The sequence below is a fragment of the Ligilactobacillus equi DSM 15833 = JCM 10991 genome, assembly GCF_000615765.1.
Taxonomy (GTDB): Bacteria; Bacillota; Bacilli; order Lactobacillales; family Lactobacillaceae; genus Ligilactobacillus; species Ligilactobacillus equi.
Window position 1 is genome coordinate 19,323 of sequence record NZ_BAMI01000018.1, and the last position, 14,306, is coordinate 33,628.

Sequence of the window (14,306 nt, forward strand, 5' to 3'; positions counted from 1 at the left end):
AAAATATGAAAGCACTTCTCAGGGGAGAAGTGCTTTTTTGTAAGCCTTTCAAAAGAGAAAAAAGCGAAAATATAAGAAAAAAAGCTTAAACCAAAATTAAAATTTACACATTTTCAGAAAAAAGACTTACGAAGTTTGGAAAAAATTTGCTAAGATAAGCAACAGCTCAAAGAGAGTTAAATTTAGAGAAAAGAGGATTTTATTTTGGAAAACTCAAGTAAAGCGACTTTTACAAAAGCACGCGTACCTGTGAAACATCCTTGGCTTGCTATGGCTGGGATGTTGATGGGGGCTTTTGTAGGGATGCTTTCAGAAACATCACTTAATATTGCCTTACCTAAATTAGAAGTGGCCTTAGGGGTTGGAACGTCTACCCTTCAATGGCTAGTAACTGGTTATATGTTAGTGATTGGAATTGTTTTACCATTTTCAAGCTTAATTTCAAAATGGTTTACTACCCGTCAAACAATTATCTTCGCTTTATGTGCCTTTATTTTAGGGGCAGTTATCTCTGCCTTGGCACCAAATTTTGCCATTGTTCTAACGGGGCGTATGATTCAAGGAATTGGAACTGGGTTAATTTTACCGCTAATGTTTACGGTGGCGATGCAAATTTTTCCACCACATAAATTAGGGGCGGCCATGGGGGTTAATGCCTTGGTAATCATGTTTGCGCCAGCAATTGGACCTACTTTAACCGGACTTTTATTAGCTAAATTATCTTGGCGTTGGATTTTCTGGGCCTTTGCGATTATTTTAGTAGTTGCTTTAGTTTTCGCCGTTCTACACTTAAAGAACATTGCTGAACTTACTCGGCCGAAAGTTGACTTTTTATCTTTAGTCTCTTCTGCAGTTGGTTTCGGGGCCTTAGTGATGGGTGCTAGTTTTGCCAGTGAAAATGGTTGGGGTTCACCATTAGTTTTAGGTTTATTAATTTTAGGACTGGTGGTCTTGGTATTCTACGTTCACCGTCAATTACACCTGGAACATCCAATTTTGAACCTGAAAGTTTTTGCTAACCCTTCCTTTAGAATCGGTGCTTTAATTGTGATGGTTGACTTTGGGGTTATCTTGTCAGCTATGTACCTTTTCCCTCAATACATTCAAAATGGGATGGGTTTGCCTGTTGCTATGACTGGGATTATCATGTTACCTGGTGGGGTGGTTAATGCTATTGTCTCTGCCATTTCCGGACGGATGTATGATAACTTTGGGGCCCAAATTCCAGCGAGGGTTGGTTTTGTGATTGCCATTATTGGGGCCGTGATGCTAATTATGGTGCAGCCAGATTCTTCCATTGCTTATGTAATTGCAGCTCATATTATCTTGATGATTGGTTGTCCTTTAGCGATGTCACCATCTCAGACACACGCCTTGAATGCCTTGCGGGGGCCTCAAAGCGCTGATGGGAGTACAATTATGAATACTTTACAACAAATTGTCGGGGCGATTGCAACGGCCTTAGCAACTAGTTGTTTAGTTTTGGGTCAGAGTGCCTATGATGGAGGCAACAAACAAGCTGCCTTTACAAATGGGGTGCACTATGGTTTTTACTTTACTTTGGTTCTAACAATTATCGGTTTGATTTTAGCTTTGATGTTAAAACGAAATAAGCCAAGTTCAGATGTAAACTTCGATAAATAAAGACTACAAGTTAATCAATAAGACACTAAAGACACGTTTTCTTCAAATTTAGGAAAACGTGTCTTTTGATTAATTTTGTTCTTTGTGCTCGTCTGTTTGGGTTTGATATTTTTTCTTGAGGAAAATTACTAAAACGGTGATGGAGGCAAAGATTCCGGTAAAAAAGATTAAATCAAGTAGAACAAAGATAATTAGGAAAGCAGTGGCAAGTTTGGTCATTAAAACCCAAAAAGTAAACGCTAAGCTCAAAGATCCACCAATCCAGGAAATAATAGCAGCTATGATTAGAATTTTAACCAATTTGTTCATTGGCAAGAACCTCGTTTTTATTTTCGATTATACCATAATCAAGATTAATTATTTCTTATGAAAATATAGATTTCGATAATATTTGTAAGCGTTTTACATGTGATTGTAATCACATAAGATGAAAAATTATTTTTTTTTATTAACAAAAAACATTGATATAGCGGAATAACTTGAAATTATAAAAGTAAAAAAATCACAATGTTTACAAAGGTTTTCCATGATAGTAAAATACTCATGTAAGCGGTATTATATACTATTAGGTTATTCGTATATAGTTATAGAACTACCAAAGGATTAAGGAGGATTTCCAATATGTCAAAAGGTATCGATTTAAATAAATATTTTGACACACCAAAGCACGATGTTGTGCAAGTGTTAGATGAAAAAGGTAAAGTGGTTAACAAAGATCTCATGCCTGACTTAAGTGATGACCAATTAGTTGAACTTTTCAAAGAAATGTTATGGTCACGAATTTTAAATGATCGTTCAACTAAGCTTAACCGTCAAGGACGTTTGGGTTTCTTTGCACCCACAGCTGGGGAAGAAGCAAGCCAAATCGGTTCCCACTTTGCGATGGAAAAGGAAGATTTCTTATTACCTGCCTACCGTGATGTGCCACAATTAGTTCAACACGGTTTACCATTGGCGAAAGCTTTCCAATGGTCACGGGGGCACATTGATGGTAACAAGTATCCAGAAACTTTGAAAGCTTTACCACCCAAATTATCATCGGGGCTCAATACGTCCAAACTGCTGGGGTGGCTTTAGGGCTCAAGAAGAATGGCGCTAAGAATGTGGCCTTCACTTACACCGGTGATGGTGGTACTTCTCAAGGGGACTTCTACGAAGGAATGAACTTTGCCGGGGCCTTTAAAGCGCCAGCGGTCTTCTATTCACAAAACAATGGTTACGCTATTTCTGTACCACGTCACGTCCAAACTGCAGCCCCTACCTTGGCGCAAAAAGCTGTGGCAGTCGGAATTCCAGGAGTTCAAGTTGATGGGATGGACGCGTTAGCTGTGTACGCTGTTTCGAAAGCCGCGCGTGATTTTGCTGTTGCGGGCAACGGGCCGGTCTTTATCGAAACTTTAACATATCGTTTCGGACCACACACTCTTTCAGGAGACGATCCAAAACGTTACCGGACAGCGGAAGAAGAAGAAGAATGGCATGCAAAGGATCCGTTGACACGGATGCGTCTCTTCTTAACTGATAAGGGTCTTTGGTCAGAAGAACAAGAAAGTGCCTGGGAAGAAGAAGTTAACGCTCAAATTGATGCAGCCATGCAAGAAGTTGAATCTGCACCAAAGCAAAAGGTCAGTGAATACTTGAAGGATACATTTATCGATACACCAGCTGTAATCCAAGAACAAATCGATAAATTTGTAGCTAAGGAGGAAAACTAATATGGCTAAAACAACAATGATCAAAGCTATTACACAAGCTTTGGACCAAGAATTAAAACGTGACGATAAGGTCTTGATCTTTGGTGAAGACGTTGGTAAAAATGGTGGGGTTTTCCGGGCCACTGAAGGCTTGCAAGCAACCCACGGTGAAGACCGTGTTTTCGATACTCCTTTAGCTGAATCTGGAATTGGTGGTTTGACTTTAGGTTTAGCGACCCAAGGTTTCCGTCCCGTACCAGAAATCCAATTTTTCGGTTTTCTATTTGAAGTGATGGATTCTGTAGCTGCGCAAATCTCACGGACACACTATCGTATGGGTGGTACGGTTAAGATGCCGGTAACGATTCGTTCGCCATTTGGTGGGGGGGTACACACACCAGAATTACACTCAGATAGTTTAGAAGGTTTAGTAGCACAAACTCCAGGGATTCGTGTGGTAATCCCTTCTGGTCCATATGACGCTAAAGGTTTATTGATTTCCTCAATTCGTTCTGATGACCCCGTGGTCTTCTTGGAACATATGAAGCTATACCGTTCAATTAAGGAAGAAGTTCCTGAAGAAGAATATACTTTACCATTGGACAAGGCGGCTGTGAAGCGCGAAGGTAAGGATGTTTCCATTATTACCTATGGCTACATGGTACAAGAAAGCTTGAAGGCAGCTGAAGAATTAGCTAAGGAAGGAATTGACGTTGAAGTCTTAGATTTACGTACAGTGTCACCACTGGATGAAGCAGCCATCGTAGAAACTGTGAAGAAGACTGGTAAGGCTGTTATCGTGCAAGAAGCCCAACGTCAAGCTGGGGTTGCCGCAGCCGTAGCTTCGGTAATTGTCGAAAAAGCTGCTTTATACTTAGATACACCAGTTGGTCGGGTATCTGCGCCTGACACACCATATCCATTCAGTGAAGCTGAGGATGACTGGTTACCAAATAAGCAAGATATCATTGCACAAGTACGAGAAACTGTAAATTTTTAAGAGGTGGGCAAGAAAATGAGCAAATACCAATTTAAATTACCAGATATCGGTGAAGGAATCGCCGAAGGAACAGTCGGTGAATGGCACGTTAAAGTCGGTGACACGGTTAAGGTAGATGACGACTTAGTTCAAATCGAAAATGATAAATCAGTTGAAGAAATTCCCTCCCCAATTGCTGGGAAAATTACGGCTATCTTAGTTTCCGAAGGGGAAACAGCTGAAGTAGGTCAACCCTTAGTTGAATTAGAAGTTGCTGAAGGTGAAGGAAACGTGGACGAAGTCACGACTTCAGCTACCGCTGCCACTCCAGCCGGTGGTAGTGATATTTACCACTTTAATTTACCTGATATTGGTGAAGGAATTGCTGAAGGAACAGTCGGTGAATGGCACGTTAAAGTCGGTGACACAGTGAAGGAAGATGATGACTTAGTTCAAATTGAAAATGACAAATCAGTTGAAGAAATCCCATCCCCAGTTACTGGTACGGTGACAGCCATCTTAGTTTCCGAAGGTGAAACGGCTGAAGTAGGTCAACCATTGGTTGAATTCTCTGTGGCTGCTGGTCAAGGAAATGCGACAGCATCTGCGGGAACAACACCAACCGCAGTCGCTGTTCCTGTAACCTCGGCTAACGTTCCTGTTGTAGGTCAACCTCAAGACCATAGTTTACCTGTCTTAGCTATGCCTTCAGTACGGGCTTACGCGCGTGAAAAAGGTGTTGATTTAGCTCAAGTTAAAGGAACGGGTAACCACGGTCAAATCTTAAAAGTTGATGTGGATAAGTTCTTGACTAATGGTCCTGCAACACCTGAAAACAAAGTTGTACCTGAAGTTGATGTGCGTGAAGCAGCTCCAGCAAAGGAAACAGCTGTTGCAGCCGTTGCCGATGCCCAATTCCCAGAACATCGTGAAAAGATGAACGGTATCCGGAAGGCAACTGCTAAAGCGGTGGTACGTAATGTTCAAGAAATTCCACACATCCACTTGTTTGATGAAGTAGTGGTTGATAAGCTGTGGAATCACCGTAAGAAGTACAAGGAATTAGCTGCAAGTCATGATGTGAAGTTAACTTTCCTAGCTTACGTGGTTAAGGCTTTATCCGTAGTGATGAAGGAATACCCAATTTTCAATTCAACGGTTGATATGGATAACCAAGAATCAGTCTTTAAAGACTACATTAATATTGGGATTGCTACCGATACACCTAAAGGTCTCTTCATGCCTAACATTAAGAATGCTGACCAATTAAGCCTCTTTAACATCGCGCGGGCAATTTCTGCTAACACAGCCAAAGCTAAAGACGGTAAATTATCTTCAGCAGATATGAACCATACGGGAATGTCAATTACAAACATCGGTTCCGTTGGCGGTGGTTTCTTTACCCCATTAATTAACTGGCCAGAAGTTGCTATCTTAGGTATCGGTAAGATTGCTCAAGAACCAGTTGTTGACGCTGAAGGTGAAATTAGTGTTGCTCGTGTCCTCAAGTTATCATTAGCTGTCGACCACCGTGTAATTGACGGGGCAACTGCACAAAAGGCATTGAACCGCTTGAAAGAATTATTAAGCGACCCTGAATTATTATTGATGGAAGGATAGTGAATAGGTAATGGTTGTAGGAGATTTTGCGATTGATTTAGATACAGTTGTGATTGGTGCGGGCCCTGGTGGTTATGTGGCTGCTATTCGTGCTGCTGAAATGGGACAAAAGGTAACGGTAATCGAACGTGAATACCTAGGTGGTGTTTGTTTGAATGTTGGTTGTATCCCATCTAAGGCTCTGATTGAAGCTGCTCACCGCTATCAACACGCCATGAGCTCACAAAAGATGGGGCTTAACGTGACGGCAGCTAAGTTAGACTTTGAAAAAACTCAAGATTGGAAACAATCTGTTGTTGATCGGATGACTGGTGGGGTTGGTTTCTTATTCAAGAAGCACCACATTGATGTTATCTGGGGGGACGCTTTCTTGAAAGATGATAACTCATTACGTGTGATTAGTAATGACAAAGCGCAAACTTACACATTCAACAATTTAATTATTGCGACAGGATCTCACCCTATTGAAATTCCTAACTTCAAGTTTGGCAAGCGCGTCTTAGACTCAACCGGCGCTTTAGCTTTGAAGGAAATTCCTAAGGAATTAGTTGTCGTTGGTGGGGGTTACATTGGTTCTGAATTAGCGTCTGCTTACGCTAACTTTGGTGCTCACGTGTCCATCCTTGAAGGTTCTAACTCAATTTTAGCTAACTATGAAAAAGACTTAGTTAAAGTGGTCGAACAACACTTCAACGAACAAAATGTGGATATTTACACAAATGCTATGGCCAAGAATGCCGAAGAAACCGAAGATGGCGTTAAGGTTACCTTCGAAGTTAACGGAGAAGAAAAAACCTTAGATGCTGACTACGTAATTGTTTCTGTTGGTCGGCGTCCAAATACCAAAAATATGGGCTTAGAACAAGCTGGTGTGAAGGTTAACGAACGTGGCTTGATTGAAGTTGACAATCAAAGTCGTTCAAGCGTCCCTAACATTTACGCTATCGGTGATGTGGTTCCTGGCTTTGCCCTGGCCCACAAAGCATCTTATGAAGGTAAGGTTGCAGCCGAAGCTATCGCCGGGAAGTCAACAATTGTTGATTACCGGGCAATGCCAGCGGTATGTTACACTGATACTTCAATTGCCACAACTGGTTTAACTGTTGCCGAAGCCAAGGAACAAGGCTTAAATGTTGGAAAAGCTCAATTCCCATTTGCTGCCAACGGCCGGGCCGTATCCATGGACGCTACTAGTGGTTTTGTACGTTTGGTTTACATCAAGGATACAGATGTGATTGTGGGTGCTCAAATCGTTGGTCCTCACTCTTCTGACTTGATTAGTGAATTAACCTTAGCAATTGAATCCGGTAGCACGGTGAAGGATGTGGCCTTAACCATCCACCCACACCCATCAATTGCAGAAGCTGTTGGTGATGTGGCTGATGTAGCGGAAGGTTTCCCAACAAATATTTAAAAAATAAAGGAAGTGCTCTTATGTCCGAGAAAATGCAATATGTAATTATGAAGTCTAATGATATTCGGGAGAATTTGGCGACCGAACAATACTTGATGAATAGCGATAAAATAAAACCACCTTTTATGCTATTTTATATTGAAGACTCGTGTATTATTGTCGGACGTAACCAAAATACTTTAGAAGAAATCAACCAAGAGTATTGCCAAGCCCATAATGTGACCGTGACACGGCGTTTATCTGGTGGTGGTGCGATGTACCAAGATATGGGAAATCTTTGTTTTTCCTTTGTGGTTCCCGCTGCGACTCAAAAATTTGGTGACTTCAAAACTTTAGTGCAACCCGTCGTGGATGCACTCCACAAGTTAGGGGTTACTAGGGCTGAAGTTAATGGGCGCAATGATATTGTGGTCGATGGTAAGAAGTTCTCAGGTAATGCCATGTACACGCGCAACGGTAAGACCTTTAGTCACGGGACGCTCATGTTTAATGTAAATACCGACACAGTAGCTAACGCCTTGAGAGTTCCCGCTGATAAGATTGAATCGAAAGGGATTAAGTCTGTGCGGAGTCGGGTAACCAATTTGAAGCCTTACATGAAGGCGGAATACCAAGATTTAGATACCGCAGGTTTTCGCGATGAAATTATTAAATCAATTTGGCAAGTAGATTCGTTAGATGAAATCAAGGAATATGAATACCACTTAACGGATGAAGACCGCGCAGGAATTCGAGCTATCGAAGATAAACTTTACAAAAATTGGGATTGGGTGTACGGTAAATCACCTGAATTTACCATCCAAAAGCGCAAGCATTTCACGGGTGGGACAATCGATGGTCGTTTTTTAGTTAAGAAAGGTAAGATTGATAATGTCAAGTTTTATGGGGATTTCTTCGGAACGGGTGATGTTTCTGAGTTAGAAGACCAGCTTAAAGGGGTACTTTACACTCCAGAAGCCATTACTGAAGTTCTGGAGAAGGCAGATTTAGATAAGTATTTTGCAGGTTTAAATCCAAAAGATGTGATTGACCTTTTGGCGAACCAGCACTAAACTTTAGACAAAAGGACCGGGGTAATGCCTGGTCCTTTTTTAATGAAAGAAGGTAAGACATGATTGAATGGCAAAATGGCTGGTTACAACAATGTGATGATTTTTCGAGCTTCCCCACGAAGTTAGAACAGTTATCTCAAGTCGTGAAATTCACTAATCCTTTAGCGGGCAATAAGCTTCGCTTGGTTTTGAGTAACCTTTATGGGACCACAGATTTAGTTTTTGATTGTATTCTGGTCTCGAAACAAGCGGATTTCCAAGTAAGTAAGCGTCAAACTTTACGTTATCAGGAACAAATCCGTATTCCTCAAGGCCAAAAGGTATATTTGGATCCTTGTCAGTTAACTTTAACACCTGGAGAAACTTTTTATGTTTGGATGCAAGCTAATCAAATGCAAAGTTATGCCGATTATGTAGTGACCTATGCACCTAAATTAATTAATGGTACTTATGCACGTCGGGCGGCTTACTTGCCTAAGTTACGGTCAGACTATCAAAAACGCAAGGCTTGGTTTTGTTTGGAACAGTTCTTAGTGTGGACTAAAGAAGAGGCGCAAGTGGTGGAAATTACCGGCGACTCTTTGGCTGAAATGGGAATGGTAGCCGAACCTTTATTTGAAAAATTATTGGCTGCACCTCAAGCTTATTCTTTTGCCAACACTGCAATTTCAGGAAGTCGGCTGTTAAAGGGCGCACCAGAAAATCCGCCGCTTTTCCGGACTTATGGTCAAAGTCTTCTCCAAAGAGAAGCCGGTAAGAATTTTCAAGCAGATATCACCTTGATTTCAATTGGTGAAAATGATTTACTATTACCGGCGCTAGCGGGGGAAGATATCCCGAGTTTAGCACAATTACAAGCGGGTTTCAGGCAATTACAGGGGCCTAATGTCTGGTTCACCACTTTACCCAAGGTTGAAAAGCAAGCGGGAATAACAGCGATACAGATGACAAAAATTGAAAAATTACGCCAGGAACTAAATACTTGGTTACTAACCCAGCCTAATGTGATTGATGGAGCTGCATTACTCCTAGACCCTAAGACCCAGGCACCTAAGGTAGAGTATAGCTTTGGTGATGGCCTGCATATCAATCTTTTAGGTGGTCAGGTTCTGGCTCAGGCCTGGTACCAAGCATTTACTCACTAACCTAAAAAAGCCCTCAAATTTATTGAGGACTTTTTTCTTTATGGCAAGAATTTACCTGCAGCTAAGTAAAGTTGGTACCACTCGTGATGAGTCAAGTTGACTTTTTGAGCTGGGACCACCTCTGCTAGATGTTCGGGATTCATGGTACCAACAATGGCTTGCATGTGGGCGGGGTGACGTAAAATCCAGGCAATAGCAATGGCTGCCTTGGAGACGCCATATTTATTACCTAATTCTTCGAGAGTAGCATTAAGTTCAGGGAACTTAGGGCTATCAATGAAGCTACCTTCGAATTTACCGTATTGTAATGGTGACCAGGCTTGGATGGTGATGTCATTTAAGCGACTATAGTTGAGTAGGCCACCATCACGGTTGATTGACATCTCAGTCGTTTTGTCGTTAATATAGAGGTCTTGGTCAATTAATTGTGATTGATCTAAAGATAATTGTAATTGATTGAATACCAAAGGCTGTTTGACAAACTTCTTTAATAATTCGAATTGCATAGGTGGCACATTGCTGACCCCAAAGTGACGTACCTTGCCGCTTTGGTGCAGTTCGTCAAAGGCAGCTGCGACTTCTTCTGGATCGAAGATTAAGTCTGGTCGATGCAATAGGAGGACGTCAAGGTAGTCGGTGTGCATCCGTGCTAAAGATTCATCAACGTTCGTCAAGATATTTTCTTTCGTCCAGTCGAATTCATCGCGTGGAAATTCTAGCCCTACCTTTGTTTGCACAATAATTTTGTCGCGACTAATACCAGTTTGTTTCCATCCATCTCCGAAGCGTTTTTCGGCTTCACCTTGGGTGTAACAAGTAGCGTTGTCAAAGTAATTAATTCCGTGGTCAACGGCGTTTTGAATGACCTGGGCCGCGCGGTCAACAGATAACTCTGGCATCCGCATACATCCTTGAATAATAGTAGAAACATTTTGCGGACCTTTTTTAACATTTAATGTTTTCATTTCACAAACCTCCTGTAAGCGATAACATCCAAATTGTAATGCGGCTGAAATTATCTGTCAAGCCTCTTTTCTTACTTTTACCAAGTAAAAACCGTCCATCTTAAGACAAGCGGCGTTAAGTTTACGCTGGTTTGCGTAAGTATTGTAAGAAAATCCCTAACATCAGGACTACTGCTAAAACAATCACCCACATAGATAACCGGGTTCCGACAGTAAAGGAGGCTGGAATCCCCGCTAACACGACTACGACGGTATTAGCTACCGCTCCGGAAGTTTGGCGTAAAGTATTATTTAAAGCAGTAGCATGACTGATTTCACGCAATTGGAGAGCTTTAAAGGCTTCGGACATCGCAGGTGAGAAGACCATGGCATTGCCAATCATACGGAAGGAATAAAAGATGGTTAAGACCCAAATCGAAGTATCCTTACTGATGGTTACTAAAGGAATGGAGGCAATTAACATTAGAATTGCCCCAGAAATGATTAAGTATTTAGGACCATGTTTATCGTAAAGTGGGCCCACGATGGCGGCAGCTAAGGCATTACACAGGGCCCCGGGAAGTAAGATTAGCCCGGAAACCATACTGGAAACTCCCCAGACATTTTGAGTGTAAATCGGAATCATGGCTTCTGTTCCCAGTAAAGCGACGAAAGCTAACATCCCGACAAAGGTCATTAATCTAAAGGAACGTACTTTAAAGATGGTTACTTTTAACATTGGTTGTTCGAGTTTCAATTGTCGGCGGACAAAAAGATACAAGATAACCAAACCGCCAATTAACATGGTAGTGGCGACAGCTAAATTATTTTGGAAGACAGTCAGTGAACCGAGTGCCAAAGAAGAACCTAAGAGGGAGATGAAAACTGAGAGATAGTCAATTTTAATGTCTTGTGGTTCTTTAAAGTTAGGGAAGAAAATGTACCCTAAAATCAAAATAGCTAACATTAATGGTAAGACAAGGTAAAAGAGGTAACGCCAGCCTAAGGTAGTCATAATAAAACCAGAGAGTGTGGGGCCAATCGCAGGACCAAAGGCTACGACCAAACCGGAAAGGCCTAGGATAGTTCCACGTTTTTGCGGAGGATAGATGGAGACCATGGTGGTCATTTGAAAGGACATTAAAAGTCCCCCCGCCAAAGCTTGAACAAGTCGAGCTAGCAGTAAGGTTAAGAAATTTTGCGCCAGACAGCCTAATAAGGTTCCCAATACAAAAGTAGTAATAATGCCTAAAAAAACAGTGCGATTACGGAATTTTTCGTATAAATTAGATGAAAGTGGTGTGATGACCCCAATTAAGAGGGTGTAGCCGGCAGTGAGCCATTGGGCAGCATTCAAGCTGACGTGCATGGCTTTTTGAATGACCGGCAAAGCCGTTAACATCATTGTTTGACTAGCGAGCGAAATAAAGCAGGCTAAAAGTAATAAAACAGTTACAATTAAGCGAGTCTTAGGTTTGATATTTTTATAGATTGCAGACAAAAAATAAATCCTCCTTATTTCAAAATAAATGCAATATCTAGTTTAACACGGATATGTTAGCAGTGGTAAAATAATTTTCAGAAAAAATCACGAACAAAAAATTGAATAATTTTGCTTAAATGCGGAAAATCAAGTATAATTTGAATGAAAACATGAAAATGAAGGTGAAAATATGAAAGCAATCTTAACAACCGTCGGTAAAGACCAAGTCGGAATTATTGCCGGAGTCAGTCAATATTTAGCGCAAAACCACATTAATATTTTAGATGTTTCCCAGACGATTATGGATGATTTTTTCACTATGATGATGATGATCGAGGTCCAAGCCGATGCACCTGAATTTACTCAAATTAGTGCGGATCTCAAGGAAGTAGGCCAAAAGCTAGGTGTGGAAATCAACGTGCGTAACGCCGAACTCTATCAAGCTATGCACAAACTTTAAAATTAGAAAGGAAGATTCCATGGATATCGAAAATATTCTTGAAACTAGTCGGATGATTTCCGATCAAAATTTGGACATTCGGACTATTACAATGGGGATTTCCCTTTTAGATTGTATTGATTCTGACAGTGATAAAGCTTGTCAAAAAATCTACGATAAAATTACTACCCAAGCCAAGAATTTAGTGCGGGTAGGGGAAGAAATTGAAGCGGAATACAACATTCCGATTGTTAACAAGCGGATTTCTGTCACTCCAATTTCCATCATTGCGGCGGCTTCCCATGATAAAAATTACCTGAAATATGCCCAAACACTTGACCGAGCAGCTAAAGCTGTGGGGGTGAACTTTATTGGTGGTTTTTCAGCTTTAGTGCAAAAAGGTTACCAAACGGGAGACGAAACTTTGATTGCTTCTTTACCGCAAGTTTTAGCCGAAACTGACTTAGTTTGTGCGTCTGTCAATGTTGGATCTACTCGTAGTGGAATTAACATGGATGCCGTTAATCAAATGGGTCACGTGATTAAAGAAGCTGCTGAATTGGATGTGATGACCAATGCTAAGATGGTGGTCTTTTGTAATGCTGTGGAGGATAATCCTTTCATGGCTGGAGCTTTTCATGGGGTTGGTGAACGCGATGTCGTCATTAATGTTGGGGTTTCTGGACCGGGAGTAGTAAAGTCAGCTCTAGAAAAGGTAAAAGGCGAATCTTTTGATGTGGTAGCTAATACTATTAAGGAAACAGCCTTCAAGGTGACACGAATGGGACAATTAGTCGGAACGGTTGCTTCTGAACGTTTAGGCGTACCTTTTGGGATTGTTGATTTATCCTTAGCGCCAACACCAGCTGTTGGTGACTCCGTAGCTCAAGTTCTTGAAGAAATTGGGCTTGAACAAGTTGGAACTCATGGGACGACAGCAGCCTTGGCTATGTTAAATGATGCCGTCAAAAAAGGTGGGATTATGGCCTGCAACCGAGTCGGAGGCTTGTCTGGTGCCTTCATTCCCGTTTCAGAAGATGCCGGCATGATTGACGCTGTGAATGCTGGTTCCTTAAATCTGGAAAAACTTGAAGCTATGACTGCAGTATGTTCTGTTGGTTTGGATATGATCGCTGTTCCAGGTGATGTACCAGCGGAAACTATTTCAGCTATGATTGCGGATGAAGCCGCGATTGGGATGATTAATAATAAGACCACTGCGGTGCGGGTGATTCCAGTGCCAGGTGCTAAAGTCGGTGATGCGGTAGAATTTGGGGGGTTATTAGGTCACGCACCGGTGATGTCATACAACCACAAATCGTCGGCAGCAATGATTAACCGTGGTGGTGCCATCCCAGCACCAATTCACTCCTTTAAAAATTAAGGAAATGAATTGATCTTGAATGAAAAAGTGATGCTACCAAGAAAGATTCGATGGCATGTATCACATGATAAGTATTGGGGATTATTAGAAGCTGATTAGGCAAATAAATGTGGTGGACTTAGATTTAGAGTTGGCCATGCGCAATGCTGGTAAAAACCGCAATTCCGTAGCATGATATGTTACAATGAATCTACCCACAAAATCATTGCACTCCTCGTCCGTTTGGGCGGGGAGTTTTTTGTGCAAAGAGGTAATTTTATTTATCTTGATTTTAGAGGACGCATATAATGAAAATGTCGGATATGAATTGAGCAATTTTATTAGAAAGTGCCCAAAGGTGTTGGGAAAACAGAGATTTGCCACTCAAAGCCAATAACATAAAAGAAAAAAATCCCGCAAGTAATTGCGAGATAATTGCTACTTATTTCAATATTTCCACACGATAAAGCTGACCAAAATCTAACTTCTGCTCGGAAACTAGCAAGGTTTTGTCCAACTCTAATACCTT

General features: G+C 41.4%; 12 protein-coding genes and 1 pseudogene. 9 read left to right on the forward strand and 4 right to left on the reverse strand.

Annotated elements, in window-relative coordinates:
- Nucleotides 1-204 precede the first annotated feature (204 nt).
- Nucleotides 205-1,644 carry a DHA2 family efflux MFS transporter permease subunit gene (locus tag JCM10991_RS05605; protein ID WP_025020811.1) on the forward strand — a complete coding sequence of 480 codons (1,440 nt, stop codon included), beginning with the start codon at nucleotides 205-207 and terminating at the stop codon, nucleotides 1,642-1,644.
- A 69-nt stretch (nucleotides 1,645-1,713) separates the two neighbouring features.
- Here the strand turns inward: JCM10991_RS05605 and JCM10991_RS05610 are convergent, their stop codons facing one another.
- The gene (locus JCM10991_RS05610) at nucleotides 1,714-1,953 is read right to left on the reverse strand and encodes a hypothetical protein (protein ID WP_025020812.1); all 240 of its coding nucleotides are present in this window, start codon (nucleotides 1,951-1,953) and stop codon (nucleotides 1,714-1,716) included.
- Between the two features lie 312 nt (nucleotides 1,954-2,265).
- Here JCM10991_RS05610 and pdhA point away from each other — a divergent pair.
- The 6 genes and pseudogenes from pdhA to JCM10991_RS05640 all read left to right on the forward strand — a co-directional run bounded on the left by pdhA (nucleotide 2,266) and on the right by JCM10991_RS05640 (nucleotide 9,548).
- Nucleotides 2,266-3,359 (forward strand): annotated as a pseudogene (gene pdhA / locus JCM10991_RS12795) (pyruvate dehydrogenase (acetyl-transferring) E1 component subunit alpha).
- 1 nt (nucleotide 3,360) lies between these two features.
- On the forward strand, nucleotides 3,361-4,338 hold the full coding sequence (locus JCM10991_RS05620; RefSeq protein ID WP_023859049.1) for an alpha-ketoacid dehydrogenase subunit beta: 978 nt from the start codon (nucleotides 3,361-3,363) through the stop codon (nucleotides 4,336-4,338).
- Nucleotides 4,339-4,353: 15 nt separating this feature from the next.
- Nucleotides 4,354-5,937: a 2-oxo acid dehydrogenase subunit E2 gene (locus tag JCM10991_RS05625; RefSeq protein ID WP_025020813.1), complete on the forward strand. Its 1,584-nt coding sequence runs from the start codon at nucleotides 4,354-4,356 to the stop codon at nucleotides 5,935-5,937.
- Nucleotides 5,938-5,947: 10 nt separating this feature from the next.
- A complete protein-coding gene (lpdA, locus tag JCM10991_RS05630; protein WP_025020814.1) occupies nucleotides 5,948-7,351 on the forward strand; it encodes a dihydrolipoyl dehydrogenase in 1,404 nt (467 codons plus the stop codon).
- A 32-nt stretch (nucleotides 7,352-7,383) separates the two neighbouring features.
- Nucleotides 7,384-8,403: a lipoate--protein ligase gene (gene lplA, locus JCM10991_RS05635; protein WP_025020815.1), complete on the forward strand. Its 1,020-nt coding sequence runs from the start codon at nucleotides 7,384-7,386 to the stop codon at nucleotides 8,401-8,403.
- A gap of 59 nt (nucleotides 8,404-8,462) precedes the next feature.
- Nucleotides 8,463-9,548 carry an SGNH/GDSL hydrolase family protein gene (locus tag JCM10991_RS05640; protein ID WP_025020816.1) on the forward strand — a complete coding sequence of 362 codons (1,086 nt, stop codon included), beginning with the start codon at nucleotides 8,463-8,465 and terminating at the stop codon, nucleotides 9,546-9,548.
- A gap of 38 nt (nucleotides 9,549-9,586) precedes the next feature.
- Here the strand turns inward: JCM10991_RS05640 and JCM10991_RS05645 are convergent, their stop codons facing one another.
- Both JCM10991_RS05645 and JCM10991_RS12800 read right to left on the reverse strand, forming a co-directional pair.
- The gene (locus JCM10991_RS05645) at nucleotides 9,587-10,513 is read right to left on the reverse strand and encodes an aldo/keto reductase (protein WP_025020817.1); all 927 of its coding nucleotides are present in this window, start codon (nucleotides 10,511-10,513) and stop codon (nucleotides 9,587-9,589) included.
- Nucleotides 10,514-10,634: 121 nt separating this feature from the next.
- Nucleotides 10,635-11,993 carry a DHA2 family efflux MFS transporter permease subunit gene (locus tag JCM10991_RS12800; protein ID WP_035188169.1) on the reverse strand — a complete coding sequence of 453 codons (1,359 nt, stop codon included), beginning with the start codon at nucleotides 11,991-11,993 and terminating at the stop codon, nucleotides 10,635-10,637.
- Between the two features lie 172 nt (nucleotides 11,994-12,165).
- Here JCM10991_RS12800 and JCM10991_RS05655 point away from each other — a divergent pair, with 172 nt between their 5' ends.
- Both JCM10991_RS05655 and JCM10991_RS05660 read left to right on the forward strand, forming a co-directional pair.
- Nucleotides 12,166-12,435, forward strand: coding sequence for an ACT domain-containing protein (locus tag JCM10991_RS05655; RefSeq protein ID WP_023859056.1), 270 nt, complete (start codon nucleotides 12,166-12,168; stop codon nucleotides 12,433-12,435).
- A gap of 19 nt (nucleotides 12,436-12,454) precedes the next feature.
- On the forward strand, nucleotides 12,455-13,798 hold the full coding sequence (locus JCM10991_RS05660) for a PFL family protein (RefSeq protein ID WP_023859057.1): 1,344 nt from the start codon (nucleotides 12,455-12,457) through the stop codon (nucleotides 13,796-13,798).
- A 320-nt stretch (nucleotides 13,799-14,118) separates the two neighbouring features.
- Here JCM10991_RS05660 and JCM10991_RS15675 read toward each other — a convergent pair.
- Nucleotides 14,119-14,306: hypothetical protein (locus JCM10991_RS15675; protein WP_225349925.1), on the reverse strand; the 188-nt coding region annotated here is incomplete at its 5' end.

Excerpts from the sequence above, each read along its gene's own strand:
- lplA (WP_025020815.1), top strand. The coding sequence starts at position 7,384 with ATGCAATATGTAATTATGAAGTCTAATGATATTCGGGAGAATTTGGCG.
- JCM10991_RS05640 (WP_025020816.1), top strand. The coding sequence starts at position 8,463 with ATGATTGAATGGCAAAATGGCTGGTTACAACAATGTGATGATTTTTCG.
- JCM10991_RS05645 (WP_025020817.1), bottom strand. The coding sequence starts at position 10,513 with ATGAAAACATTAAATGTTAAAAAAGGTCCGCAAAATGTTTCTACTATT.
- JCM10991_RS05660 (WP_023859057.1), top strand. The coding sequence starts at position 12,455 with ATGGATATCGAAAATATTCTTGAAACTAGTCGGATGATTTCCGATCAA.
- JCM10991_RS05625 (WP_025020813.1), top strand. The coding sequence starts at position 4,354 with ATGAGCAAATACCAATTTAAATTACCAGATATCGGTGAAGGAATCGCC.
- lpdA (WP_025020814.1), top strand. The coding sequence starts at position 5,948 with ATGGTTGTAGGAGATTTTGCGATTGATTTAGATACAGTTGTGATTGGT.
- JCM10991_RS05620 (WP_023859049.1), top strand. The coding sequence starts at position 3,361 with ATGGCTAAAACAACAATGATCAAAGCTATTACACAAGCTTTGGACCAA.
- JCM10991_RS05655 (WP_023859056.1), top strand. The coding sequence starts at position 12,166 with ATGAAAGCAATCTTAACAACCGTCGGTAAAGACCAAGTCGGAATTATT.
- JCM10991_RS05610 (WP_025020812.1), bottom strand. The coding sequence starts at position 1,953 with ATGAACAAATTGGTTAAAATTCTAATCATAGCTGCTATTATTTCCTGG.